The organism is Actinomadura sp. DC4, from assembly GCF_030406325.1.
In the GTDB taxonomy this organism is placed as follows: Bacteria; Actinomycetota; Actinomycetes; order Streptosporangiales; family Streptosporangiaceae; genus Actinoallomurus.
Genome location: NZ_JAUEQY010000023.1, coordinates 140788 through 165618 on the forward strand (window position 1 = coordinate 140788; position 24831 = coordinate 165618).

Annotated in this window: 21 protein-coding genes; 10 read left to right on the forward strand and 11 right to left on the reverse strand. The window is 69.9% G+C overall.

Going from position 1 to position 24831, the window contains the following annotated elements:
• The first annotated feature begins 34 nt into the window (after window positions 1-34).
• Window positions 35-1372 carry a histidinol dehydrogenase gene (hisD, locus tag QWU11_RS32300; RefSeq protein WP_290118264.1) on the forward strand — a complete coding sequence of 446 codons (1338 nt, stop codon included), beginning with the start codon at window positions 35-37 and terminating at the stop codon, window positions 1370-1372.
• Between the two features lie 233 nt (window positions 1373-1605).
• Here hisD and QWU11_RS32305 read toward each other — a convergent pair whose 3' ends face one another.
• Both QWU11_RS32305 and QWU11_RS32310 read right to left on the reverse strand, forming a co-directional pair.
• Window positions 1606-4020, reverse strand: coding sequence for an FtsX-like permease family protein (locus tag QWU11_RS32305; protein WP_290118265.1), 2415 nt, complete (start codon window positions 4018-4020; stop codon window positions 1606-1608).
• An 82-nt stretch (window positions 4021-4102) separates the two neighbouring features.
• Window positions 4103-4918, reverse strand: coding sequence for an ABC transporter ATP-binding protein (locus tag QWU11_RS32310; protein ID WP_290118266.1), 816 nt, complete (start codon window positions 4916-4918; stop codon window positions 4103-4105).
• A gap of 10 nt (window positions 4919-4928) precedes the next feature.
• Between QWU11_RS32310 and QWU11_RS32315 the strand changes: the two genes are divergently transcribed.
• The 3 genes from QWU11_RS32315 to QWU11_RS32325 are packed head-to-tail and all read left to right on the forward strand — an operon-like array spanning window position 4929 to window position 6836.
• On the forward strand, window positions 4929-5462 hold the full coding sequence (locus tag QWU11_RS32315; RefSeq protein WP_290118267.1) for a hypothetical protein: 534 nt from the start codon (window positions 4929-4931) through the stop codon (window positions 5460-5462).
• Window positions 5463-5475: 13 nt separating this feature from the next.
• On the forward strand, window positions 5476-6156 hold the full coding sequence (locus QWU11_RS32320) for a histidine kinase (protein ID WP_290118268.1): 681 nt from the start codon (window positions 5476-5478) through the stop codon (window positions 6154-6156).
• Window positions 6153-6836, forward strand: a complete 684-nt coding sequence (locus QWU11_RS32325; RefSeq protein WP_290118269.1) for a response regulator transcription factor — start codon at window positions 6153-6155, stop codon at window positions 6834-6836. Before QWU11_RS32320 ends, QWU11_RS32325 begins: the two co-directional genes overlap by 4 nt.
• Before the next feature lie 179 nt (window positions 6837-7015).
• On the opposite strand, the gene QWU11_RS32330 is transcribed toward QWU11_RS32325, so the two are convergent.
• Window positions 7016-7504, reverse strand: a complete 489-nt coding sequence (locus tag QWU11_RS32330) for a DUF2834 domain-containing protein (RefSeq protein WP_290118270.1) — start codon at window positions 7502-7504, stop codon at window positions 7016-7018.
• A 63-nt stretch (window positions 7505-7567) separates the two neighbouring features.
• Here QWU11_RS32330 and QWU11_RS32335 point away from each other — a divergent pair, with 63 nt between their 5' ends.
• Together QWU11_RS32335 and QWU11_RS32340 are read left to right on the forward strand one after the other, a co-directional pair.
• Window positions 7568-8173, forward strand: a complete 606-nt coding sequence (locus QWU11_RS32335) for a TetR/AcrR family transcriptional regulator (protein WP_290118271.1) — start codon at window positions 7568-7570, stop codon at window positions 8171-8173.
• A 59-nt stretch (window positions 8174-8232) separates the two neighbouring features.
• Window positions 8233-9792 carry an NAD(P)/FAD-dependent oxidoreductase gene (locus QWU11_RS32340; protein ID WP_290118272.1) on the forward strand — a complete coding sequence of 520 codons (1560 nt, stop codon included), beginning with the start codon at window positions 8233-8235 and terminating at the stop codon, window positions 9790-9792.
• Between the two features lie 75 nt (window positions 9793-9867).
• Here the strand turns inward: QWU11_RS32340 and QWU11_RS32345 are convergent, their stop codons facing one another.
• Together QWU11_RS32345 and QWU11_RS32350 are read right to left on the reverse strand one after the other, a co-directional pair.
• Entirely contained in the window at window positions 9868-10368 is a 501-nt protein-coding gene (locus QWU11_RS32345) for an SMI1/KNR4 family protein (protein ID WP_290118273.1), read from the reverse strand.
• Between the two features lie 115 nt (window positions 10369-10483).
• The gene (locus QWU11_RS32350) at window positions 10484-11083 is read right to left on the reverse strand and encodes a YdeI/OmpD-associated family protein (protein ID WP_290118274.1); all 600 of its coding nucleotides are present in this window, start codon (window positions 11081-11083) and stop codon (window positions 10484-10486) included.
• Window positions 11084-11163: 80 nt separating this feature from the next.
• Between QWU11_RS32350 and QWU11_RS32355 the strand changes: the two genes are divergently transcribed.
• The gene (locus QWU11_RS32355) at window positions 11164-12114 is read left to right on the forward strand and encodes a YafY family protein (RefSeq protein ID WP_290118275.1); all 951 of its coding nucleotides are present in this window, start codon (window positions 11164-11166) and stop codon (window positions 12112-12114) included.
• Between the two features lie 156 nt (window positions 12115-12270).
• On the forward strand, window positions 12271-15429 hold the full coding sequence (locus tag QWU11_RS32360) for a BTAD domain-containing putative transcriptional regulator (RefSeq protein WP_290118276.1): 3159 nt from the start codon (window positions 12271-12273) through the stop codon (window positions 15427-15429).
• A gap of 47 nt (window positions 15430-15476) precedes the next feature.
• On the opposite strand, the gene QWU11_RS32365 is transcribed toward QWU11_RS32360, so the two are convergent.
• The 4 genes from QWU11_RS32365 to QWU11_RS32380 form a co-directional block, all read right to left on the reverse strand.
• The gene (locus QWU11_RS32365; RefSeq protein ID WP_290118277.1) at window positions 15477-16295 is read right to left on the reverse strand and encodes an alpha/beta hydrolase; all 819 of its coding nucleotides are present in this window, start codon (window positions 16293-16295) and stop codon (window positions 15477-15479) included.
• A gap of 174 nt (window positions 16296-16469) precedes the next feature.
• The gene (locus QWU11_RS32370) at window positions 16470-19637 is read right to left on the reverse strand and encodes an AAA family ATPase (RefSeq protein WP_290118278.1); all 3168 of its coding nucleotides are present in this window, start codon (window positions 19635-19637) and stop codon (window positions 16470-16472) included.
• A gap of 266 nt (window positions 19638-19903) precedes the next feature.
• The gene (locus QWU11_RS32375; protein WP_290118279.1) at window positions 19904-20872 is read right to left on the reverse strand and encodes an alpha/beta hydrolase; all 969 of its coding nucleotides are present in this window, start codon (window positions 20870-20872) and stop codon (window positions 19904-19906) included.
• A gap of 44 nt (window positions 20873-20916) precedes the next feature.
• Window positions 20917-21234 carry an antibiotic biosynthesis monooxygenase gene (locus tag QWU11_RS32380; RefSeq protein ID WP_290118280.1) on the reverse strand — a complete coding sequence of 106 codons (318 nt, stop codon included), beginning with the start codon at window positions 21232-21234 and terminating at the stop codon, window positions 20917-20919.
• A gap of 184 nt (window positions 21235-21418) precedes the next feature.
• Between QWU11_RS32380 and QWU11_RS32385 the strand changes: the two genes are divergently transcribed.
• A complete protein-coding gene (locus QWU11_RS32385) occupies window positions 21419-22363 on the forward strand; it encodes an AraC family transcriptional regulator (protein ID WP_290118281.1) in 945 nt (314 codons plus the stop codon).
• On the opposite strand, the gene QWU11_RS32390 is transcribed toward QWU11_RS32385, so the two are convergent.
• The gene (locus QWU11_RS32390) at window positions 22305-22919 is read right to left on the reverse strand and encodes a permease-like cell division protein FtsX (RefSeq protein ID WP_290118282.1); all 615 of its coding nucleotides are present in this window, start codon (window positions 22917-22919) and stop codon (window positions 22305-22307) included. The genes QWU11_RS32385 and QWU11_RS32390 overlap by 59 nt on opposite strands.
• Window positions 22916-23416, reverse strand: a complete 501-nt coding sequence (locus QWU11_RS32395; protein WP_290118283.1) for a SigE family RNA polymerase sigma factor — start codon at window positions 23414-23416, stop codon at window positions 22916-22918. The genes QWU11_RS32390 and QWU11_RS32395 overlap by 4 nt, the downstream gene beginning before the upstream one ends.
• 41 nt (window positions 23417-23457) lie before the next feature.
• Here QWU11_RS32395 and QWU11_RS32400 point away from each other — a divergent pair, with 41 nt between their 5' ends.
• A complete protein-coding gene (locus QWU11_RS32400) occupies window positions 23458-24426 on the forward strand; it encodes a YbiU family protein (protein WP_290118284.1) in 969 nt (322 codons plus the stop codon).
• The last annotated feature ends 405 nt before the right edge of the window (window positions 24427-24831 follow it).

A 24831-nucleotide genomic window follows, 5' to 3' on the forward strand; every position in this document is an offset into this window, starting at 1 on the left:
CGTCGACCTCGACCGCCGTTCGAAGGAGCGATACATGTCCACGTACTTGAAGTCGGCCGTCGGCGCCGCGGCGGACGAGGCCGCGCGACGCCAGGTCGAGGCCACGGTCTCCCAGGTCATCGCCGACGTGCGCGGCCAGGGCGACGCGGCGGTGCGCCGCTACTCGGAGCGGTTCGACCGCTGGTCCCCTGATAGCTTCCGGCTCTCGGAGGAGGAGATCGAGCGCATCGTCGGCGGCGTACCGGAGCAGACGATCGAGGACATCAAGGCCGTCCAGGCGCGCGTACGCAACTTCGCCCGGCACCAGCGCGCCTCCCTGGTCGACTTCGAGGTCGAGACCGAGCCCGGGGTCCACCTGGGCCAGCGCAGCATCCCCGTCGAGGCGGCCGGGGCGTACGTTCCGGGCGGCCGCTACCCCCTGGTGGCCTCGGCCCACATGACGGTGGTGACGGCGAAGGTCGCCGGTGTCTCGCACGTACGGGCCTGCACGCCGCCGATCCGCGGTGAGGTGCCGGCCGCCACGGTCGCCGCCCTGCACCTGGCGGGCGCGGACGAGATCTACCTCCTGGGCGGCACCCAGGCCGTCGCGGCGATGGCCCTCGGCACCGAGACGATCGGCAAGGTGGACCTGCTCGCCGGCCCGGGCAACGCGTACGTCGCCGAGGCGAAGCGTCAGCTCTTCGGCGAGGTCGGCATCGACCTGTTCGCCGGCCCGACCGAGATCCTGGTGATCGCCGACGACGCCGCCGACCCGTTCACGGTCGCGGTCGACCTCCTCAGCCAGGCCGAGCACGGCCCCGACTCACCGGCGATTCTGGTGACCACCTCGGAGGAACTGGGCCGCGAGGTCCTGCGGCTGGTCGAGGAGATCCTGGTCGACATGCCGACCGCCGACATGGCCGGGCCCGCCTGGCGCGACCACGGCGAGGTGGTCGTCGTCACCGACCTGGACGAGGCGTGGCGCGTCGCCGACGCGTACGCCTCCGAGCACGTCCAGGTGCTCACCCGCGCGCCCCGGCAGGCCCTGGAGAGGATGCGCAACTACGGGGCGCTGTTCCTGGGCGAGCAGACCTGCGTCAGCTACGGCGACAAGGTGATCGGCACCAACCACACGCTGCCCACCCGTGGCGCCGCCCGCTACACCGGCGGCCTGTGGGTCGGCAAGTACCTCAAGACGGTCACGTACCAGGAGGTCACGGACCCGGCGGCGAGCGCCGAACTCGGCACACTGTGCGGCCGCGCCGCCCGGGTCGAGCTCTTCGAGGGCCACGCCCGCTCGGGCGACCTGCGCGCACACCTGTACGCCGGCGCACCCCTGCCGTGGGCGCCTGAAGGGGCCGGGGCACGGTCGTCCACATCCGCCGCGACCTGATCCGGCCGAGCGCGGCGTTTCAGGACGCGGCCGGTGTCACGTCGGCGTGAGAATCCACAGCGCGTACGAGGTGCCGTGGCCGGCGGGACAGGAGAAGTTCACCGCCTGACCGCTGCTCACTCTGGTGCCGACCTCCCGGGGCGTCAACCGAGGGAGGTCGGCATCGGCGTTCTCGCCGCGCCGTGCAGTGCCCAGCACCGCTTCTGCCGCGGCGACCGGCGGCTCTGCTCGTCCTACTCGGTCCGCAGCGCGGTGGCGGTCCGGGTTTGTGCCGCCCAGCTGGCCGGCAGCAGTGCCCCGAGCAGGGCGATCACGATCCCGCCGGCCAGCAGGGGGATGAGCAGCCCGGCGGTGTAGGTATGGGACACGCTCGGCGGCAGGTGCCGGCCGATCGCGTTCCCCATCGGGTTCAGCGTCGCCTTCTCCACCGCGACCCCGAGCGGGACCCCGATCAGCCCGGCGATCAGGCCGGTGAGGGACACCGAGGTCAGCACCATCGCGATGGTCTGTTTGGGCGTCATCCCGAGGGCCTTGAAGATTCCCAGGTCATGGACCCGTTCCCGGGTGTCCTGCACCACCATGCTCAGCACCCCGAGCGCGGAGACCGCGATCATCATCAGCGTGAGCGTGGCCACCAGGGCGCCCATGGTGATCACCACGATGTTCTTGCCCCCGCCCGAGTTCGGCTGGACCGAGGCGTTCAGCGGGGTCAGCGCGGCGGCGGCCGAGGTGGACCAGTCCGATCCGTTGACGTCGTCGGCCAGCTCGACGTTGAACTGGTCGACGTGCGGGGTCAGACCGGCGGCGGTGAAGGTGGCCGCATCCGTCATGAGCGTGTAGTCGCCCACGTTGGTGTCGAAGTTGATGCCGACGGCCTTCAGCGACAGGCGCTTGTTCTTCTGCACCACGGTGACGTCGTCACCGACGTGGATCCCCACCGCCGAGGCCAGCTTGTCGCCGACCACGGCCTCGCCGGGCGCCGAGTACCAGCGGCCGGACAGCAGCTCCAGGTGCGTCCAGGAGAAGTCGCCGGTGACGGTGAACACCCGCGTCGGTTCGCCGCCGGGCGGGGCGCCGACCATGGTCGCGCCGCTTTCGCCCCAGCCGAACGCGGCCTTCGTGCCCGGGATCCCGGCGAGCGCGGCAGCCACTTTGGTGGCATCCAGGTGCGGGTCACGCGGGTCGTTGGGCCCGTAGAGACCCCAGGGCACGCCCACGTCGGCGGTGGGTTCCACGAACTCCGACGCGACGTTGAAGCCTGAGGTGCTGGTGTCCAGGTACTTGTTGAACCCCCTCTCCAGCCCCACCGCGAACGTGGCACTCACCACGCCGAACAGCACCGCCGTACCGACCAGTGCGGTCCGGGCCGGCCGGGCGAACGGCTGGGCCAGCCCCAACGACATGGCCCGGGGCAGCGGCAGGCGCGAGGCCAGACGCTGCGCCGTCTGACCGCCCCCGGCCTGAGGCTTGGGGGCGCGGCCGACCACCAGAGCCCGCATCGTCGGCATCCGGCCGGCCCGCAGTGCCGGGATCAAAGCCGTGACGCCGACGATCAGCAGGGTGCCCAGCGGCACCACGGCGCTGACCCACAACGGAATCGTGGCACTGGCCGCGCCGAGCTGCTCGGTGGCCCCGCCCAGGATCGGCACGGCCAGGAGGTTGCCGAAAACCGTGCCGAGCACCAGGCCGAGTGTCGCCGTGATCATGGCCTGCGCGGTGTAGGCGCGGGCCACCTGCGAAGGGGTGAAGCCCAGCGACTTCAGAATCCCGATGCGCCGGATTCCCGAGGCCACAGCCCCGCTGACCACGATCGAGATGATCAGCACCGACATGAACAGCCCGAGGAACCCGAAGCCGACCAGGAACGGCACGTAGGCCTTGGCGTTGCCGGTCGTCTGCTGCTCCGCGATCAGGTACGTCTGTCCGCCCTCGACCGCGCCGGCCGGCGCGGCGGCGGCCACCGCCTGTTTGTCGGTGGCGATGTCGGCGTTGGTCCCGGCCTTGGCGAACCGGTAGAGCATCTGTTCGTCGGACTTGGCGCCGGCAGCGGTGAGCCGCGCGAAACCGTCGGCGGTGGCGAAGGCGGTCGCGGTGTTGGTCACCGAGCCGCCGAAGCCGACGACCCTGAACGACGGCTTGCCCGGCAGGGAGGAGAACACCACCGAATCGCCGAAGCAGGCGGTGGCGTAGTGCTGCCACGGCAGGGCGATCTCGCCCGGGCTCGTCGGCCAGCGCCCCTGGGTCAGCACGAGTTGGTCCATCCCGGAGGTGCTCCCTAGGCCGGTCCGGGTGGTGACGGTGATCGGACCGTTGTCGTGACCGGCCCAATCCTTCTGGGAGCAGTCCATGCCGACGGTCGTGTCCAGGGCGGCGGCGATCGGGTACGGTCCGGCCGCCTCGGTGACACCGGCGGCGTGCGCGGTGGCGGCGGCCTGCGCGGCCGTGGCCTTCGAGCCGTCGAACTGGACCGCCAGGTGCGCCCCGTTCCGAGCGCTGAAGGCGTGGTCGAACGGGGCCTGCACGACGGCCAGCAGGCCGAGGGAGAGTACTGATGACGTCACCGCGGCGAACGTCGTCAGGGCCACGACGAGGGACTGGACCCGACGACGGCCCACGCCGGAGCGTACGACCTTGCCCAGGGCGCTCACCGGCTCACCGCCGGCAGCAGGCGGGCCATGGCAGGGAATCCGACCTCGAAGAGGCGCCGGGGCATCGGCGGCTCGCGCAGTGTCATCCGACCGCTCCCGCCGGACGGGTCGGCGGTGTGCGGGCGGCCAGACCGGCACCGTCGCCGTGGTTGATGACGTCGCGCTCGACAGCGCCGTCCACCAACTCGATCGTGCGGCGCGCGGTGCTCGCGGCCAGCCGCACGTCGTGGGTGACCAGCAGGATGGTCTGGCCCTCGCTGTTCAGGTCCAGCAGCAGCCGGCGCACGTCCTCGGCCGAGTTCGAGTCCAGAGCGCCGGTCGGCTCGTCGGCCAGCAGCAGCGCGGGCTTGTTCATCAGGCCCCTGGCCACCGCCACCCGCTGCCGTTGCCCGCCGGACAGCCGCTGCGGGTAGGCCTTGACATGCCGGTCGATGCCCAGCGAGCCGAGCAGCTCGATGGCCCGCCGCCTCGCTTCGCCCTTGCCCATCCCGGCCAGCCGCGCTGGAACCATGACGTTGTCCAACACGGTCAGGTCGTCGAGCAGATTGAAGAACTGGAAGATCATGCCGATCGAGGCCCGGCGGTACTTCGCCGAACCGGCCTCACCGAGCCGGTCGACGCGGGTGCCGTCGACGGTGACACTGCCGCTGGAGGGCCTGTCCAGGCCGGCGATCAGATTCAGCAGTGTGGACTTCCCGCTGCCGGAATGGCCGAGGACCGCCACGCACTCACCGGACGCCACGGACAAGGTCACACCGGCCAGCGCGGGCGGGCCGTCGTCGTATTTCTTCGTCGTATCGCGAAGATCGATCAGCGGTGCATTCGTCATGTCCCCGAACCTAGGAACAGCCCGCCATCCGTCGCGTCGGCCGGCGGATGTCACCGTTCCCCAGGTCATCGGCCCGGCAGTGTACGGCGCGTACATCCCTGGGGCGACGCGCAGCGCCGACGTCGCTGAATACGATCTCCGTATGGAAGAGCTTCTCCGGCGTCTCTCGACATCGAAGCGCGTGACCTGGCTGATGTCACAGGCCGCGGTGCTGGCCACCACCTGCTTCTACGCGCTGATGCTCGCCTGGACGATGCCGGCCTCCCGGACCGGGCTCTTCTTCCTGCTCGCCCTTCCGGTCCTGCTCGTGCGCCGTCTGCCGGCGGCGGTCTTCGCGGCGGTCCTGGGCGAAGCAGTGCTCGGCGACATCTTCGGCGCGCGGCCCTCGATCGTGTTCGTCCTGCTCGTCGCCCTGGGCGGGTACCTCGCTGTCCGGCGGCCGAAGGCTGCCGCCGTCGGCTCCGTCGCGGCCGTCGCGGCCGCGTTCGTCAACGTCACCCACATCCCCGGGGAGACCGTCAGCGACGCGGCCCAGTTTTCCGGAGGGCTCGCGGTGGGGTTCGCGGTCGCGTGGGTCTTCGGGGGGGGGGGGGGTGTATCGCAAACGCCGTGAATACCTCGGAGCCTTGCACGAGCAGAGGGCGGCCCGCGCCGTCCTGACCGAGCGGCTGCGGATCGCCCGCGAACTGCACGACAGCGTCGCGCACAGCATCGGGATCATCACGGTGCTGTCGGGAGCGGCGGCACGGGTCGTCCAGACCAGGCCCGAGCAGACGCGGCAGGCGCTGACCGGCATCGAGACCACCAGCCGGGAGACACTGCTCGAGCTGCAGCGCATGCTCGGGGCGCTCCGCCGCGCCGAGCCGGACGACGCCATGCCGGGGGCCGCTTCGCTGGCGCCGGCCGGCAGCCTGGCCGACGTCCCACAGCTCGCCGAACGCACGGCCGACGCCGGGGTGCGGGTCCACGTGGCCTGGCGAGGCGAGCGGCGTCCGCTGCCGTCGGAGATCGAGCTGTCGGCGTTCCGGATCATCCAGGAGTCGGTGACGAACGTGGTGCGGCATTCCGGGGCGCGGACGTGCCGGGTCGCGGTCGGATACGAGCCGGAGGGAGTGACGATTGAAGTGGTGGACGACGGGGACGACGGTCTCGGCGGGCCTGGCCGTCCCAGGCACTCGACGGCGCCCTGCGGGAGCGGCTTCGGCCTGCTCGGCATGCGCGAGCGGGTGTCGCTGCTGTCCGGCCAGTTCAGCGCCGGCCGGCGTCCGGAGGGCGGATTCCGGGTGACGGCGAGGCTCCCGGCATGAGCGTGCGGGTGCTGCTGGCCGACGACCAGCCGCTGATGCTGGTCGGGCTCGGGATCCTGATCGGCGGCACCGACGACCTGGAGGTGGTCGGCGAGGCCGGCGACGGCCGCGAGGCGGTGCGCCTGGTACGCGTGCTGCGGCCGGACGTCGTGGTGATGGACATCCGGATGCCGGGCATGGACGGGATCGAGGCGACCCGGCAGGCGACCGCCGAACCGGACCCGCCCAAGGTGCTGGTGCTGACGACCTTCGACGACGACGAGTACGTCTACGGCGCACTGCGCGCCGGCGCCAGCGGATTCCTGCTCAAGAGCATGGCCCTTGACGCGATCCTGGACGCGATCCGCGTGGTGGCCGCCGGCGACGCGTTGATCGCGCCAAGCGTGACCCGACGGCTGATCGCGGACTTCGCCGGAACGTCCGGCCTCGCGGCCCCCGAACCGGACGCCGGGCCCGCCGCGGACTCGAGACCCATCACGGGGATCACCGACCGGGAGCGGGAGGTGCTTGCACTGGTCGGACAGGGATTGTCGAACGCTGAGATAGCCGAGCGGTTGGTGATCAGCGCGGCGACCGCGAAGACGCATGTCGCGCGTCTGTTCGCCAAGCTCGAGGCTCGGGACCGCGTCCACCTGGCGATCGTCGCCTTCGAGGCGGGACTCGTGCCGCGTGGACGGTAGGGGCAGGATCAGAAGAACGATCGCGACCACGAGTCCGCCGCGTTCCAGATGCGCCGGCACACCCGTGGTCGCAGCAGGATTGGGCTTCGGGGAGTATCTGTCGCCCGCGCCGGAGGCCCTGGTGGGCGGCCGGTCGGTGCGGCTGACTCCGGCCCGCCGGTCCCTCTGCGGGCGGTTGTTCAGATCTTGTCGTGAGTGAGCGCGGGTGATTCCGCCAGGCGGCGCTGGCGTTCGGTGGTGGCCAGGTAGAAGGCCCAGGCGAAGGCGAAGCTGGTGAACAGGCTGGAGACGAAGTACAGCCACGGGTGGCGGATGCCGCGCCTGCGGCCGTCGATGATCGTCATCAGTGGCAGCAGGATCACGTTGCCGATCGTGTAGTCCTGGCCGGCGGAGCTCGCCGCCGGGTTGACGAACATCAGCCTGATGTACTGCGCCCAGCTGCCGTCGCCCCAGATCGGGTTGGCGTTGCCGTCCGCGTACTCCCGCACGAAGCGGATGTTGAAGTACCAGCCCAGTGCGACCGACGCGATGCCGACGACGTAGTACACGCATTCCAGTGGCGAGAGCAGTGAGCCGGCCGCCGGGCGGCGGAAGATCGCCCGATTGGCGGCGACGAGGAACCAGATGACCGCCACGCCCAGAGCGGCGTGGGCGATGAGCGACACCATCTCGCCAGCGTCACCTCGGTGGCGAGCTATGTCAATATTGTCGAAACAGATAAGTTCTGGTGCATGGACAGGCCGGCGCGCACGGTGCGCAGCGAACGCACGCGCGAGGCGCTTCGGCGTGCCGCTCTGGTCCGGTTCCTGGCCCAGGGTGTCGAGGACACCTCCGCCGATCAGATCGCCGCGGACGCCGGGGTGTCACTGCGGACCTTCTACCGTCACTTCACCTCCAAGCACGATCTGCTGTTCGCCGACTACGACGCCGGCCTGCACTGGTTCCGCAACGCTCTGGCCGCGCGTCCGGACGACGAGCCGATCATCGAGTCGGTACGGGCGGCCATCTTCGCCTTCCCGTACGACGTGGGGACGGTCACGCAGATCGCCTCCCTGCGTGCCGAGGCGCTCGATCCCGGACGAATCGTCCACCACATCCGCCAGGTCGAGTCGGACTTCGCCGAGGCCGTCGCCGAGCGGCTGGGCCGCCGTACGGCCGCGGGCACGCCACTCGCCGTGACGGTCACCGCGCGCTGCATCGCCGCGGCCGTCTTCGGCGCGATGGAGGTCTGGATGCTGCGCGACGAACGCTCCCTGTCCGAGCTGGCCCAGCTGTGCCACTCCGCGCTCACCTCGATCGAGCACGGGATGGTCGACGGCATGTTTCGTCACTATTGACGAAACATGTGGCGCGTGCCAGCCTGCCGGCAGAGCCAGCAGAACCGGGAGGCGGCGCAATGCAGGGCTGCGACGCGATCGTCATCGGCGCGGGACACAACGGCCTGACCGCGGCCGCCCTGCTGCAGCAGGCGGGCCTGAGCACCATCTGCCTGGAGTCGAAGCGGTACGCCGGTGGGATGGCCGCCACCGTGGAGCTGTTCGAGGGCTACAAGTTCGAGATCGCCGGCTCGCTGCAGTTCCCGACCTCGGCGACGGTGAGCCGCGAGCTCGACCTGGACTCGGTGCCCACCATCGACCTGGACGTGATGTCGGTGTCCATGCGGGGCATCGGCGACGACCCGGTCGTCTACTACACCGACCTGATGCGGCTGATGACCCACCTCACCGAGGTGCACGGCGCCGAGGCGGTCAACGGCATGGCCGGCCTGATGGCCTGGAGCCAGGCGCCGGCCAGGGCGCTGGGCCGCTTCGACGCCGGCCGGCCGCCGAAGACGCTGGACGAGATGTACGCCTGCGCGACGAGTGAGGCCGAACGGGCCAGCATCACCGACCTGCTGTTCGGATCCGTCACCGACGTACTCGACCGTTATCTCCCCGACAGGGACAAGCACGGCGCGCTACGCGGGATGCTCGCCTTCCTGGCGGTCAACACCACCTACCGCGGACCCGCGACACCGGGCAGTGCCGCGGCCCTGGCCTTCGGCCTGGCCGTCCCGGATGAGGACGCGGTGCTGATGAAGAAACCGCGAGGCGGCATCGGCGCGCTCACCACGCATCTGCGGGACCTGTTCACCTCCGCCGGAGGAGAGCTGCGGCTGCGTACGGAGGTGAAGGAGATCCGCGTCGCCGGCGGACGCGTGGTCGGCGTACGGACCGAGGACGGATCCACCCTGGACGCTCCGATCGTCGTCTCCTGCGTCGCCCCCGATCTGACCCTCACCCGTCTGGTCCCGCCCGGTGCGGTGGCGGCCGACGTACGCGAGCGGTTCTCCCACGTGGACCACCGTGGGAGTTACGTACAGATGCACTTCGCGCTGGACGGCGCGCCGGAGTTCGCGGCACCGTACGAACTCTTGGACGACCCGGCGATGCAGGCGGCGATCGGCCTGTTCAGCACCCCGGAAGAACTCCAGCAGCAGTGGGAGGACTGCCGCCGCGGGATCGTACCGGCCGACCCGGCCATCGCGTTCCAGATCCCGTCGGCCCACGACCCGGACCTCGCCCCACCGGGCAAGCACGCCGCGTCGGCGTTCTCCCTGTGGTTCCCGATCGAGGCCGGCCACGCCGACTACGCGAGGCTGAAGGCCGAGATGGGGCAGCGCGTCATCGACAAGATCACCCGGATCGCCCCCGACTTCGCCCGCCTCATCACCAAACACACGACGTTCACGCCACGCCACATGGAGACCATGTTCGCGGCGCCGGGGGGCGACTACTGCCACGGTCTGCTCCATCCCGAGCAGATGGGCCCGGGCCGCCCCGGACCGAACGGCTACACCGACCAGCCGCTCGGCGTCGAGGGACTGTACCTGGGCAGCGCGGGTTGCCACGGCGGCCCCGGCATCACGTTCATCCCCGGCTACAACGCCGCACACGCAGCACTCGCCAACGACTGACGCGCGGAGGCTGCTGTTCGGGGCGCCGACCAGGTCCTCGGAGGGTACGCCGCCGAGCCCGGCGGGCCGTGAGCGTCACGCCTCCGCTTCGGCCAGCCACTTGTCGCGTGCGCTGAGCAGCAGCGCGCCGAAGCTGTCGTAGGGCGACAGGTCGCCGCCGTCGCCCGGCCACCACTCGTACGCCCGCCACTCGCCGTCCGCGCCGATGTGGCCCGCGCTGAGCACCCAGACGTCGCCCTGGTGGGAGTCGGTCGAGATCAGTACGCACCGTGTGAGCTCGGACTCCAACGCGGGGAAGTCCATGCCCGGCCCGAACCACGCGGTCCACATCTCGGGGTCCGCCTCCGGGTACCAGCCGATCGCCTCGACCGTTCGCAACGTGCCCGCGTTGGTCGGCATCTCGGCCCAGCCGTCGCTGACCAGCAGGAAGTTGCGGTAGCTGGGCGGCAGCGGGACACCGAGCCGCCGCTCGACGGCGCGGACCGCGTCCTCGCCCGCAGGCTGCGTGCCGGGCCATCGGGTGCCGGGACCGGTCAAGAACTCATGCCACTCGGGAACGGTCACCGGCGTGGACATGCGCGTACTCCGTTCGTGATGGCGATACGCGCCGATCCTAAGGGATGTCCCGTGGCGCCCCCTGCGGCCGAACGCGGGCTGTCATGTACGTGGGTGTGGAGGAGAGGGGCGGCGTTCAGCCGCCGAGGGCTCGCCTTTGCGGGTGGATCGTCTCGCCGCGCGCGAGCATCTCAACGAACTGGGTGATGCGGCGCGCTCGGGTCTCGGCGCGTTTGGCGTTCGCGATCCGGTAGAGGACGGCGTAACGGTTTTGGGAGGTGAGGATGTCGAACATCGCCTGCGCCCGGGGTTCTGCGGCCAACGCGGTGGCCAGGTCGGCTGGCACCTCGATGCCGGCCTGTCCCGCATAGGCCGCCTCCCACCGGCCGTCGGCCTTGGCGCGTTCGACCTCGGTCACTCCGGCCGGATGCATCCGGCCCTCGCCGATCAGGCGGGTGGCGATGGAAACGTTCCGCGCTGACCAGGGACTCTGCTTCCCGCGGGGGGTGAAGCGCCGGCAGAAGGTGACCTCATCCCGCCGTCGTAGACGACCGTCGATCCAGCCATGACACAGGGCTTCGTCGAGGGCCTGTTCATAGGTCAGGCCGGTGGGACTGGTCGTGTTCTGCTTGGCGAGGACCAGCCACACCCCTGCCGAGCCGCCGTGGTGTTCGCCGAGCCACTCCCGCCAGGCTCGGGCATCGGTAACGGTCAGTTCCGTTGGTTCGTCGCTCATCGTGAGTTCTCGGTCATGTCGACGACGCTACGGTATGACCCGGTCAGAAACGGTCCTGGTCATCGAGCAGACTGTCGTCCGTGGTCACCACCTCGGCACGGTTGCTCCGGCTGCTGTCCTTGCTGTCGACACGGCAGTCCTGGACATGCGCTGATCTGGCCGCCCAACTGGAGATCACCGAACGGACGGTTCGCCGTGACATCGCCCGGCTACGCGAACTCGGCTACGGCATCGAATCGGAAATGGGCCCATGGGGCGGCTACCACCTCGGGCCCGGGACCAGCATTCCGCCGCTGATCCTTGACGAGGAGGAGGCGCTCGCGGTCGCTGTCGGGCTGCGCACCGCCGCCCTCAGCGGAGTCTCCGGCAGCGACCAGGCAGCCCTGTCGGCGCTGCTGAAACTACGCCAGGTGCTGCCGGCCAGGATCGCCGACCGGCTCGGCGAACTGGACGCCGCGTTCACCCACACCGCGCGACCCGACGACCGCCAGATCTCCCCCGCGTTGCTGCTCGATCTGGCGACCGCGTGCCGGCGATGTGAACGTACCCGGTTGACCTACCGCGACAGGGCCGGGACAACCTCCACCCGCCGGGTGGACCCCTACCGCCTGGTCTACACAGGCCACCGCTGGTACCTCCTCGCCTACGACGTGACGCGACAGGATTGGCGCACCTTCCGCGCCGATCGCATCGTCGATGCCACAGCCACCGGGCAGCCCACCGCCCTGCCCGACCCGCCAGATCCGGCACAGATGGTCAGTACGGGGATCGCGCTGAGGCCCTACCCGGTGCGGGTGACCATCCGCCTGGCCGTACCGGCCGATGAGGCACGCAGGCTGGTACCACCGACGGTCGGCGTCCACCGCCCGGACGGCGATGACGCCACGATCATCGACATCGGCGGGCCGGACGCCGACGGCCTGGCCCGCTACCTGCTCAGCCTCGGCCGACCACTCCGGATACTGCACCCAGAAGACGTCCGCCAGGCATTCCTCACCCGCACGCAACAACTCCTCAAGGACAACCAATAGACGCCCTCCGGTGCCGAGCCTCACACCGAGCTGGATGGCCTTCTTCGCTCGCTCCCGCTGACAGTTGCCTGCGGGGGACGGCAACGCGATCGTTGCAAGCGATTCGACGTACCTCCGGCGGTCGCGCGTCCGGTGGGAAGAGGTTGGGAGCCGCCTGTGTCCAGTTCCGTGTCGGGCCGGCCGGCAGGCGGCCGCTCCTTGCGTCTGCAGATTCTGGGTCCGTTGCGGCTGTGGCGTGGGGATGTCGAGCTCGATCCGGGTCCGCGGCAGCAGGCGGCTCTTCTGGCGGTGCTGCTGGCTCGCGCGGATCAGCCGATCGGCCGAACCGAGTTGATCGATCTGATCTGGGACGACGAGGCCCCGGTCAGCGCGCTGAATGTGATCCACAAATATGTCGGGGCGCTACGCCGGGTGCTGGAGCCGGACCTGTCGGCCCGCGGGACGGGTTCGTACGTGCAGCGGCGAGGCGACGGCTACCTGTTCGAGAGCCGTGACAGTGGACTGGATCTGATTTCCTTCCGCGGGCACGTCAAAGCGGCCCGAGCAGCCGTCGCCGAGCAGCGGCATCAGGTGGCACTGGATGGTCTGGTCGAGGCGCTGGCATTGTGGCGTGGCTCGGCCGGAGACGGGGTGGGTCTTGGTCTCCGGGCCGCACCGGTCTTCGTCGCGTTGAACGGCGAGTTCTTCACGGCGTGCGTTGCAGCGGCCGATCTCGCAGTGCGGCTGGGGCAGCCGGAGCGGGTTCTGTCCGCCTTGCAACTGGCTGCGTCGATGGCGCCGTTGGATGAGGACGTACACGCGGCACTTGTCACCAGCATGGGTGCCGCCGGTCGTCGGGCCGAGGCGCTCGCGACGTTGCGAGCGGTTCGTATTCGTCTGGCCGATGAGCTGGGTATAGATCCCGGTCCGGCGTTGCGCGCCGCGCTGCAGCGAGTACTGGCCGAGACCTCGGCGGCCGACGCGGACGGCGGAACCGTCGACGAAGCCGCGACCGGTCTGATCGGCCGCGCGGACGAGCTCGACGTGCTGGGAAGCGCCCTGGGCTCGGCCTTCGCCGGCCGCACGGGCGTCGTGGTCGTCGACGGGGAGCCCGGTGTCGGGAAGACGCACCTGCTGAGGGAGATGACCGCTCGGGCGGATCGCCGGGGCGCGCTCGTGGTGTGGGGCATGTGCCTGGAAGGCGCCGGGACTCCGTCGATGTGGCCCTGGGTGAAGATCGTCGAGGCGATTCTGGACGGCCTGCCCGTCGAAGAGCGGGCAGATCGGCTCGCCGGCGAACTCGGCGGGCTCGTGGAGCCGCCCAGGGACTACGACGCGTTGTCCGCGCCGCCCGACAGCGGCGCACGCTTCCGACTGTTCGAGCAGGTCGTCGCCCTCGTTGGCCGGGCGGCGGCCCGGCGGCCGGTCGTCCTCGTCGTCGATGATCTCCAGTGGGCCGACGTGGCCTCCCTTCAGCTGTTCGGCCACATGTCCGCCCGGTTGCCCAGTGGTGGCGTGGTCGTCGGTGCCCTGCGCGACCGCGCCCCGACGCCGGGGACGGAGCTGTCGCGGTGCCTCGCCACGGTGAGCCGGGCACCCGGCCACCACCGGATCCACCTCGGCCCGATGGGCGAGGCCGAGCTGACCGATCTCGTACGCCGGGAGACCGGCGACGAACCCGATGCCGGAGCCATCCGCAGCATCCACGCGCGTACCGCCGGCAATCCGTTCTTCGTCCGGGAACTGTCCCGGCTGCTCGCCGACACCGGTGCCATGACCGTGGCGTCGACCGGCGGACCCGGGGTGCCGTCCACCGTACGAGACGTCGTCCGTAGCCGGACCACGGACCTCGGCGATGACGTGAGATGGCTGCTGCGGACCGCCGCACTCGTAGGTCGTGAGGTCGGCATCAGCCTGCTCGCGCACGCGGCCGCGATAGAGGTCCAGGCCTGCCTCGACCGGCTCGAGCCCCTGGAAGCACTCGGTGTGCTGGAGCCGGCGCCAGGGGACCCGTTCTCGCTCCGCTTCCCGCACGACCTGGTTCGCGAGTCGGTCGCCGTCGACATGCCGCCGAGACAGGCGAATGAGCTGCACCTTCGTATCGCGGACGCGCTTGAGGCCGGTAATGCCGCCGACGACTCCGTAACAGAGCGTCTCGCCTACCATCTGTCGGCGGCCGGCCCGCTCGCGGACTCGTCCCGGACGGCCGGGGCACTCGTACGGGCGGCTCATCGGGCGGCGTCCAAGTCCGCGTTCGAGGCCGCCCAGCGGCAGTTGCGGTCGGCCATCCACGTGGCACGGACGGCGGGTCTGGCGGAGGTGGAGCTGTCGGCCGCCGCACTGCTGGCCACCGTCTTCTGGAGGCAGTCGGGATTCGGCGGGTCGTACACGGATCTCCTGACGCGCGCCGAGCACCTGGCTCGCGGCCTCGGGCAGCAGGCGAGGGCCGCCGACTTCCTGTTCATGCGCGCGATCGTTGCCTTCAGCCACCATCACCCGGAAACGGACCTCCTCGTGCGGCGGCTGGTCGAGTACGGCGACGAATCCGCGGATCCGACGTCGCGTGCGTACGCCCGGCACATCAAAGGCATGCATGTATGGAAACAGGGCGACGTCAGCACGGCATTGCGACACATGAGTGAGGACGACTGGACCGCGATCGAGGATGCCCGATGGCGGCAGGAGAATCCGCTGCGGCGCGATCGGCGGATGCTCGCACCGTTGTTCCGGGCGCTCATAGTCACTATGCACGGAGACGTCGACGCGGCACGAGAACTGCTGAACACAGTGGAGGATGTCGTCGGCGACGACCCGTACGCGATTTCGGTCTGGGCCCACTGGGCGAGCCACACCGCTCAGTGGGCCGGTGACCCGGCCTGGGGACTGCGTATCACCGACCGATGGCGGACGGCGGACCCGTACCACTCCTTCGTCAACATCGACACGTATCTGCGGGTGAGCCGGTGTTGGGCACGTGCCCTGACCGGTGACGACCCGGCCGGTTCCGCGACCGAGGCCGAACAGCTCATAGGCACAATGCGCGACCCGCCGATGTACGGCGTGACCCAGTACTACTCGGCGCTCGCCGAGATGTGGCTGGCGGCCGGGATGGCGAACGAGGCCGGCGTCGCCCTCGACGACGCCGACCGTTTCGCCGATCGCCACGATGAGCGGTACACCGAATGCCTGCGCCTCCTGCTTCGTGCGAAGGTGCTGCACGCTCGTGGCGAGCCGGTGGGGGCAGTCCGGGCCGCGGCGGCGGAGGCCGAGATCGTTTCGATCGAACGCGGGGCGTACATCATCGCCCGTCGCGCGGGGGAGCTGATGACCTCCTGAGGATGAGGCCGGTCCCCTTCGTCGCCCGCAGCGCCCGGTCCGTCCGGTCAGGACTGGATGAACGCGAGCAGGTCGGGGTTGAGGACGTCCGCGTGCGTGGTCAGCATGCCGTGCGGGTAGCCGGCGTACGTCTTCAGCGACCCGTTCTTGAGCAGCTCGACCGCGCGCGGCACGGAGCTGGCGAAGGGGACGACCTGGTCGTCCTCGCCGTGCATGACCAGGACCGGCACAGTGATCTTCTTGAGGTCCTCGGTGTAGTCCTCGAGCCAGGAGAACACGGTCTCGTAGTGGGCCTGGGCGCTGCCGGCCATGCCCTGCCGCCACCAGTTCGCGATGACGGCCTCGGACGGCTCGGCTCCCGGGCGGTTGTAGCCGTAGAACGGATTCTCCGGCACGAACCGGAAGAACTCCGACCGGTTGGCCAGGATCCCCGCCTGAATCTGGTCGAACCATTCCTGCGGCTGACCGGCCGGGTTGGCGTCGGTCTTCACCATGTTCGGCGTCAGGGAGGCGACGAGTACTGCCTTGGCGACGCGCTCCTGGTGGCGGGCGACGTAGCGAGCCACCTCACCGCCACCCGTGGAGTGTCCGATGTGTACCGCGTCGTGCAGGTCGAGGTGCTCGGTCAGCGCCGCGAGGTCGGCGACCCAGTGGTCCATGTCGTTGCCGGTGCCGACCTGGTCGGACCGACCGTGCCCGCGCCGGTCGTGTGCGATCACCCGGTAGCCGTGGTGGAGAAAGAACATCATCTGGGCGTCCCAGTCGTCGGCCGACAGCGGCCAGCCGTGGCTGAAGACGATCGGCTGGCCGGAACCCCAGTCCTTGTAGAAGATCTCCACGCCGTCCGAAGTGGTGATGGTGGGCATCTGCTCGGTCCTCTTCAGTGGTCCAAGATTGCTGGTCACACGCATTCAACGATGCTCTACACGATTTATTGTGAGTGACCGTCGCGAGCGGTCTACGAGCGATGAAGAAATCGTCAAGTCCGCTTCAACTGCGCGCGGAGGATCCGGGCCGCGGGCCGGCCGTCGCGGCTACGGTCACTGGCCGGCCGGCTCTTGGAGTTCCGCGAGGAGTTTTTCGGCGCGGTGGGCGAACAGGTGAGCCCCGCGTTCGGTGGACAGTTTCCGGGCCTTTTCGGCGGCGTTCCGTACGACGGCCGAGGGCTCGCCCCTGGCCTGGAGCAACTGTGCCCGCAGCAAGAGGATCAGGCCTTCTGAGTTGCGCTGACCGTAGGTGTCGAGGCAGACATCGGCTCGGTCGAGGGCCGCGGCGGCCTCATCCAGCGCCGCGGCCGCGAGGTGCATCTCGCAGAGCAACCCGTACCAGGTGGAGATACACGAGCGCGGCGGGTTGAGCAGGTTCGTCTCGATGAGCCGCTGCGCTTCCACCGCCGCGCCGGCCGGGTCACTGCCGGTCATGGCCAGCGCCCAGCACCGGGCCAGCCGCTGGTAGGTGCCGAGGAGGCCGAAGGTGAAGTCGGGGTCCACGGCGATCCCTCGCTCGGCCGCCCGCAGCGCTTGAGCGGCGTCGCCGACGACCGATGTGGTCCTCGTGGTGGTGGAGGCCCAGACAGTGATCGCGTAGGCGTCGTCGCCGGCGGCGACCTCTATCGCGTCGAGCAATGTCTGCGCTCCGTCGACGTCACCGTAGTGCGCGCTCGTCTCCGCGACCATCCCGGTCATGAGCAGTTCCAGGTCGTATCGGAGTGGTTTTTCCTCTCGCGGGGTGTGGTCGGCGAGGAAGGTCGAGCCCGCCTGGCTCAGATATCGGAACGCCTCGCCGATATTGCCGGTGGCCCATTGGTGGATGCCCCAAGCGTGTATCCCGTAGGCACGCACGGTCGGATCGGACGAGACCTTGCCCTGCTCGAGCAATCGGTGCGCCAGCGGGCCGCCGCGGTCGAGCTCCATGGCCTGGTTGTGCATGGCCCAGCGGGCGAAGAGAAATCCGGTGGCTTCCAGCTCGCGGCCCAGGTTCCGGGACAGGTGCTCGGCACGTTCCAGTAGGTCGACCGCCCACTGCCACATCGAACGCATTCCGACGACGACGGTGAGCTGCGACAGCGCGGCCAGCTCCAACTCCGCCAGACCCGCCGTCCGCGCCACCTGGACGGCCGTTCGCAGGTGCCAGTCGGCGGCCTCGAGTGCGGACTTGCCGGCCGCGTGACGGCCCGCGTGCGTCAGGGCGGCGGCGGTCCGGGCCGGGTCGGCGAGCGGGCCGGCGGCCCAGAGGTGATGGGCGAGGCGCTCGGCCACGAACTCTCCTTCCGCGCCGATCTGTTCCAGCGCGTCCGCGACTCTCAGGTGCATCCGGGTCGCCTGCCGCTGCGACGTGGACGCGGCGACCGATTCGCGGACCAGGTCGTGCGGGAAGCGGATCGTGTACGGATCCCCAGGTGCGGGCTCGAGCAGGCCGAGCGCTTCCAGCGGCTCGAGGCGGTCGACGCAGGTTTCGCCGTCGAGGCCGGCGACGCGGACGAGCAGACGGAGGTTGACGTCCCGGCCGATGAGTGCGGCGATCTGCAGCAGGCCTCGTGTGCCGTCGTCGAGGTCGGCTATCCGGCCTCGGACGACGTCCCGCACGGTGGACGGCACCCCGGCCCGCGCCGTGGCGTCCCCGGTGAGGGCGTCGCCGTCGGCGAGGAGTCTGGACAGCTCCCGGACGAAGAACGGGTTGCCGGCGGTACGGGCGTGAATGTTGCGGACGGCACCGGGATCGGGATCCTGGCCGATCTCGCCTCGGACGAGCTCGGCCACCTCGGCCAGGTCGAGCGGACCGAGCCGGATGCGACGGTGGCCGGGTACCCGGCTCGCCGCGGCGAGCATCCGCGCCAGCTCCGAGCCCGGTGAGGGCGCGCGGTCGCGGAGAGCGCCGATGATCACGATGCCGTCCGGCAGACGGGCCGCCAGGTGGCTGAACAAATGCAGCGAAGCGACGTCGGCCCACTGGAGGTCATCGATCACGAACACCGGCGGCCGCAGCGCCGCGACCTCGCCGACGATGGCGACGACCCGCTCGAACAGGCGGAACTGCGCGCCACTGTCCGGTATCACCGAACCGGTGATGACGTCGTCGCGGGGCTCGACGAGGCGGCCGATCTCGTCGGCGAGCCACTTCCCCCGCGCCGCGGCGGGCAGGGCGCGCAGGACGGCACCGATCACCTGCACCCACGGCCACATCGACGGCGTGCCTTCACCCTCCAGGCAGCGGCCCCAGATGATGAGCGCGCCGCGCCGGTCGGCCTCGGCCGCGATCTCCTCCAGCAGGCGGCTCTTGCCCACCCCGGGTTCGCCCTCGACCAGCACGAGCCCTCTACCGCCGGTGAGCACTCTTTCCACTGCCTGCCGCAGCACTGTGAGCTCGTCGGTTCGGCCGACCATGCCGCCGCCGGCGGCCGTACCCGATCCTGGGGCAGCCACCCGCCGGGCCGCTGGTCGCCCGATGGGCGGCTCAGCGGCCGCCTGCCGGTCCGCCACGGCAACGGTTTGGTGCAATACGCGCTGGTAAGCGGCCTGCAGCGCCGGGCTGGGGTCGATGCCGAGGTCGTCGGCGAGCCGACTGCGAACGGCGCGGTACACGGATAGCGCCTTCGCCTGCTGGCCGGCGGCATCCAGGGCGGAGACGAGGCTCGCTTGTACCGGCTCGTGCAGGGGCGCCATCTTGGCGGCCAGGTGAAGTGGGAGCAGTACTAACTGCGGTCGACCCAGCGATATCGCGAGCCCGGCCGCCGCCACGCACGCGTCGAAGAACTCACCGTCGAGCTCGGAAAAGATCGACATCGCGGCGGTTCCATGAACCAGCCCGTCACCCGCACGGCCGTGCCAGAGCCCCAGCGCTCGCACGTAGGACTCCAGCGCCGATTCGCCGCACTGCGTCAGGGCCCGCTCGGCGGACTGGACGAGATCCCGGAACGTGACCAGGTCCAACATGCCGGGGCGGGCCGCGAACAGGTAGCCGTTGCCCCGTCGCTGCATGTACGAGCCGGCACTCCGGACCGGAAGGCCGGGCTCCAGTAGTCGTCGCAACGCGCCGATGTATTTGTGGACGACGTTCCGGCCGCTGACCGGAGGATCGTCGTCCCAGAGCAGATCGAGCAGCTCGCTTGTGCTGACCACTTCACCCTGCCGGGCCAAGAGCACGGCGAGCAGATAGGCCTGTTGCCGAGGACCGGGGTCCAACTCGACGTCATCTCGCCACAGCCGCAAGCGACCAAGAATCTGAAGAGACAGGGAACCGCCAGACGCTGGCCGACCCCCAGAACGGGCATCCCCGAGCCCGCCTGACACAGCCACGTCTGTCAACCTCTCGGGACCGAATAAGCCTCGCCCACTGCGCGCTCGCACCCATCGCGCAGCCCGAGTCTACGCGCGAGTTTTGTGGTGTCGGGAGACCGGAGATTCATGCCGGTTGGCGGGGCGGGCAGATCCTCTCGTACTCGATCGGGGTGAGCATTGCGGCGATGCTGCGGGGTTCATTCCGTGGTGCGTGGCGCCGTGAGGGTGCGGGTGAGCCAGTGGGTGCGGGCTTTGCGGGCGGAGGTGGAGAGATCGGCGTTGGGGAAGAGGGCGTCGAAGCCGTGGAAGCCGCCTGACCAGAGGTGGAGTTCGGCTTGGCCGCCGCAGGCCCAGATCCGGGTGGCGTAGCTGACGGTCTCGTCGCGGAAGACCTCGGCGGTGCCGGCATCGAGGTAGGTGGCGGGCAGGCCGGACAGGTCGCCGGCGCGGGCGGGTGAGACGTAGACGGGGATCTGGTCGTCGGGGAGGTCGCCGAGGACGGCGTTCCAGGCGAAGGCGTTCGTCTCGTGGGTCCAGATGCCGGGTTCGCCGGAGTACTGGTGGCTGGAGGAGGTGAGGTTGCGGTGGTCGAGCATGGGGCCGATGAGGATCTGGGCGGCGATGGCGGGGGTGCCGAGGTCGCGTGCCATGAGGGAGACGCCTGCGGCGAGGCCGCCTCCGGCGCTGGCTCCGGCGACGATGATGCGGTCGGGGTCGATGCCGAGGTCGTCGGCGTGGTCGGCGATCCACAGCAGGCCGCGATAGCAGTCCTCGACGGGGGTGATGCCGTTGTGCTCCGGGGCGAGCCGGTAGTCGACGCTGACGACGACGGTGCCGGTGGCATCGAGCCATTCCAGGGGGATGTCGATTTGGGAGAACCGGTCACCCATGATCATGCCGCCGCCGTGCATCCAGTAGACGCAGGGCGCTCCTGGGGCGGCTCCGGCCGGGGTGAGAACGGTCATCGGGATCTCGTCGCCGTCCGCGACGGGAACGGTGATTTCGCGGCGGCCGACCTGGCGGCCGTCCAACAGGACGTCGATCGGGGCGGAGGGCATCTGGCGGAGCTGGGTGAGGATCTCGGTGGTGATCTGCGGGATGAGCGGTATTCCGGCGAGGAGCGTGTCGAGTTCGGGGTCGAGTACGGGACGGGCGACGGGCGACATGGGGGTTTCCTTTTCGGGGGGCTGGGTGGCGGTATGCGGCGCGGTCACAAGACGGCCTTGCCGCCGACCGGTACGTAGTCGGTGTAGGGCGTGGTCGCCGCGACGAGGTCAGTGACCTTGGCGACGATCGCCTGAGCGGGCGGGCTCGCGAAGATCCGATGGTGGTCGTCCTCGCTGGTCCAGCCCTCGGTGATGTGGACGACGTCGGGGTCGGCCGCCGACCGGCAGACGAGGTACACCAGGCAGTACTCGGTGGAGGCGGGGTTTCCTTCATCCAGCCCGGTCAGCAGCAGCTCGACCAGTTCGTCGCCTCGACCGGGCTTGGCGGTCATGACGGCGTTGAACCCGTAGCGAACGGTCATGGACGGTCTCCTTCAGATGAGTGCGATTCTCCCCACTAGCTCGATCGTTCTCGTCGAATCAGCTAGCTTGTTGGTTCAATTTCATAATCTGACGTGCGGAAACACTAGATCAAAGCTCCTGAGTTTTTGCACGATCCTCCCTTCTTGTGGAGTCGTGTGCGGATCGGTGTGATCCACTGGAGGTATGGGATTCGATGAGCTCCAGTCGCTGCTGGCCCGCCATACCCGGCCCGATACGACGACGGCCATCGACGGCCTCTACATCGCCAGGGTTGAACGGTCGGAGCCGCCGGCTCCGGAGATGTCCGGCACCGTGCTGGCGGTGCTGGCGCAGGGGGCCAAACGTCTCGCGGTGGGTGAGCAGGTGCATGAGTACGGGCCGGGCCGCATCCTCGTGGCGTCGGTCGACCTTCCGGTCACGGGCCATTTCGTGGGCGCCAGTAGCCGGTATCCGGCGCTCGGTTTCGCCCTGACCCTGGAGCCGTCGGCCATCGCCGACCTCCTCCTGGACCTCGGCTCCGCCGATCTACCTCGGTCGCGTCCGGGAGCGGTGCCGGGCATCGCCGTCGGCGACCTGACCCCGGAGCTCCTCGACGCCTCGCTCCGGCTGTTGCGGCTCCTCGACCACCGGCGTGACCAGGCGGCACTGGTCCCGCTGGTCAAGAAGGAGATCCTCTGGCGGCTGATCAGCGGGGCGCAGGGCGGAGCCGTCCGGCAGCTCGGCCTCGCCGACAGCGGCCTCAGCCACATCGCGCGAGCCGTCCGGTGGATCCGCGAGCACTATGCCGAACCGTTCCGGGTCGAGGATCTGGCGGCCCTGACCGGGATGAGCGCTTCGGCGTTCTACCGGAACTTCCAGGTCGCGACCGCGCAGAGCCCGATCCAGTTCCAGAAGCAGATCCGGCTCCAGCAGGCCCGGCTGCTCCTCGCGGCTGATCCGCACGACATCACGACCATCGCCCATCGCGTCGGCTACGACAGCCTGTCCCAGTTCAGCCGCGAGTACCGGCGCCGGTACGGAGTGCCGCCCAGCCGTGACGCCGCGAGCCTTCACCGGCTCGGCTCCCGGGTCACCTCCTCTGGCGTACCAGCGTCAACTCCACGCCGGGCCGTCCGCGGAAGGCCTTGACGATCTTCCGGGTGTCAGCGGGGCGGCGGACCGTCACGCGGTAGGAGTCCGGGATGTCTCCCAACTGGAGGGTGTCGACGAATCCCGGGGAGTCCGCGAAGCGCTTCTTGGCCTCGGCCAAGGCCTGAGGTTCGGAGATGTAGGTGCTGTCGAGCACTTCGGGGCGTTCACTGAGGGCGCTGGCGATAGCGGAACGCTGGGCCTGGGTCGCGTCCTGCTTATGGCACCAGCGCTCGGCGCTCAGCTTGGTACAGAGGTAGATCTCGACCTGGTCGTCCCGGCTGGGCCGCATCACCATGGCGAGCATGGACATCCCGCCCGGACCGGCGGACGTGGAGTGCGGGGTACTCGGCGTGTGGCTTCGGGGGCCGGTACCCAGCGCGCCCGTGGCCAGCACGGTGGCGGCCACGGCCGCGGCCGCGGTCAGTGGTGCGGCGAGCCAGGCCGTACGGCGGTGAGCGGGGCGACGTACGGGGCGGCGCATGGGCGGGGCGACGGCGGGCCCGAGGTCGTCGATCAGCGTGTAGGCGTCGCGGACGCGGTCTTCGATGTTCATGCGTTCTCCTTGAGCAGCCGGGCCAGAGCGGTGAGGGCGCGAGACGTCGTGGCCGACACGGTGCCGCGGCTGATCTTCAACGTGCGGGCGATCTGCTCCTCGGGAAGGTCGCAGTAGAAGCGGAGAGCCAGGACCTCGCGTTGCCTCCGGGGCAACCGGGCGATGGCGGCCACGACCTGCCGCCGTTCCTGCCCGTCGATCACGCGTTCTTCGGCCGACCACACCGGCGGCTGGTACGGCTGCCGGAACCGCCCGGCAACGGCCCTGCGGCGCAGCAACGAACGGCAGCGGTTCAGCACCGCCGACCGCAGATACGCCAGCGCGGCCGCCGGATCGCGCAGCGCGTTCCGGTTGCGGTGAAGACCGAGGAACGCCTCCTGGACCACGTCTTCGGCGCTCGGGGCATCACCCACCATGAGCATCGCCAGCCGAATCAGCCCGAGGGCATGCCCGCGATACAGCTCGCCTACGTCCACGGGCGCCCGCGCGGGCGCCATCACTTCAACATCCATATCCCAGAGACGCCGCGGAGCCCGGAATGCTGCGTCCCCTGTTCCATTTTTCGGAAGCTGCCGGGGCCGGCGAGCGCAACGGCTTCTTCGACGCCTACCGCGGGCCGGGCGACGACTTCTTCGGCAGCGTCGGGTCCAAGCCGGAGATCTACCCGATCTACTGGTCCGCGGCGCAGATGCAGGCACGCCAGAGCGACCGGATGGCACGAGTGCAGGCATTCCTGAACGTCCAGTGGAAGCACGAGTCCGAGGGCGTCCGCTGGTTCGAGCCCGACCGCGACTCCCTGTACCCCGACCGGATCCGCCGCCGCCCGCCGGGCACCGACTCGGGCGGGCTGGGCACCCACCTGGACCCCGGCACCCTGGACCTGTGGATGACCAAGGCCTACCAGCAGGCGTTCCGGCACCTGTTCGACGGGACGGTCGAGGAGTACGACCCGTGGGACGCCGCCCACCGTACCGACGGCCCCCAGTACCCGGGGACCACCATGTGCTCGGCGTTCCGCACCTTCCAGGGCTGGACGGCCCTGTCGGACATGGACCACGACCAGGGCGTCCTGCACACCGTCCCGATCCCTGCGGCGATGGCTTACCTGATGCTGCGGCCCCTGCTGCCCGACGTACCCGAGGATGACATGGGCGGCGTCACCATCAACCGGGTCTTCCCGGTGAGCGAACGCTTGCACCCGCTGCTCCTGGAGGCCGTCAGCGGCATCCCCGACGTACGCGCCGGCGACTCGGTGTGGTGGCACTGCGACATGATCCACAGCGTCGCGCCAGTCGAGAACCAGAAGGGCTGGGGCAACGTCATGTACATCCCCGCCGCCCCCTGGTGCCCACGCAACGAGCGCTACTCCACCAGCGTTCGCGAGGCGCTCCTCACGGGGGCAAGCCCTGCGGACTTCCCAGCCGAGCACTACGAGCAGTCCTGGCCTGATCGGTTCCGGCAGAGTGACCTCAACATCACCGGCCGACGCGGCCTCGGCCTCAATTGATCTTCACGACACAGCAAACACTGCGCCTCTCGCACGAGAGTTCCCGAGCGGTAGTTGGCCCAGTGCACATGCCGGCAGGCCTGTAGCACCGGGACCGGACGGCCGTGGCGGGCGGGGACCGGTAGCCTGCTCACCGCTGTGGACGGGAGCGTGGGCCCGCGACCGGCCGGGTGTACCGATCGAGTGCCTACGAAATGCCCACGCTCGCTGCTGCCTGACCGCAGGTCAGAGAACCAATCCAATATGTGAGCGGCATAGGGCCCAGGGGCCCGGAGGGCTGACAAGACCATCCCCGCGTGCGCGGGGGGCACCAACCTCCGGTCCGGCGGCGGCGTCACCTACTAAAGTCGGATGCCGCTCCGACTCGGGCAGTGGAAGGTCCGACCGTATGCCCGATGTGGCGGG

Bases quoted from the DNA above. Each gene is read 5' to 3' on its own strand.
- hisD (WP_290118264.1), top strand. From the start codon at position 35: ATGTCCACGTACTTGAAGTCGGCCGTCGGCGCCGCGGCGGACGAGGCC.
- QWU11_RS32310 (WP_290118266.1), bottom strand. From the start codon at position 4,918: ATGACCTGGGGAACGGTGACATCCGCCGGCCGACGCGACGGATGGCGG.
- QWU11_RS32325 (WP_290118269.1), top strand. From the start codon at position 6,153: ATGAGCGTGCGGGTGCTGCTGGCCGACGACCAGCCGCTGATGCTGGTC.
- QWU11_RS32330 (WP_290118270.1), bottom strand. From the start codon at position 7,504: ATGGTGTCGCTCATCGCCCACGCCGCTCTGGGCGTGGCGGTCATCTGG.
- QWU11_RS32335 (WP_290118271.1), top strand. From the start codon at position 7,568: ATGGACAGGCCGGCGCGCACGGTGCGCAGCGAACGCACGCGCGAGGCG.
- QWU11_RS32340 (WP_290118272.1), top strand. From the start codon at position 8,233: ATGCAGGGCTGCGACGCGATCGTCATCGGCGCGGGACACAACGGCCTG.
- QWU11_RS32345 (WP_290118273.1), bottom strand. From the start codon at position 10,368: ATGTCCACGCCGGTGACCGTTCCCGAGTGGCATGAGTTCTTGACCGGT.
- QWU11_RS32350 (WP_290118274.1), bottom strand. From the start codon at position 11,083: ATGAGCGACGAACCAACGGAACTGACCGTTACCGATGCCCGAGCCTGG.
- QWU11_RS32365 (WP_290118277.1), bottom strand. From the start codon at position 16,295: ATGCCCACCATCACCACTTCGGACGGCGTGGAGATCTTCTACAAGGAC.
- QWU11_RS32375 (WP_290118279.1), bottom strand. From the start codon at position 20,872: ATGTCGCCCGTCGCCCGTCCCGTACTCGACCCCGAACTCGACACGCTC.
- QWU11_RS32380 (WP_290118280.1), bottom strand. From the start codon at position 21,234: ATGACCGTTCGCTACGGGTTCAACGCCGTCATGACCGCCAAGCCCGGT.
- QWU11_RS32385 (WP_290118281.1), top strand. From the start codon at position 21,419: ATGGGATTCGATGAGCTCCAGTCGCTGCTGGCCCGCCATACCCGGCCC.
- QWU11_RS32390 (WP_290118282.1), bottom strand. From the start codon at position 22,919: ATGAACATCGAAGACCGCGTCCGCGACGCCTACACGCTGATCGACGAC.
- QWU11_RS32395 (WP_290118283.1), bottom strand. From the start codon at position 23,416: ATGGCGCCCGCGCGGGCGCCCGTGGACGTAGGCGAGCTGTATCGCGGG.
- QWU11_RS32400 (WP_290118284.1), top strand. From the start codon at position 23,458: ATGCTGCGTCCCCTGTTCCATTTTTCGGAAGCTGCCGGGGCCGGCGAG.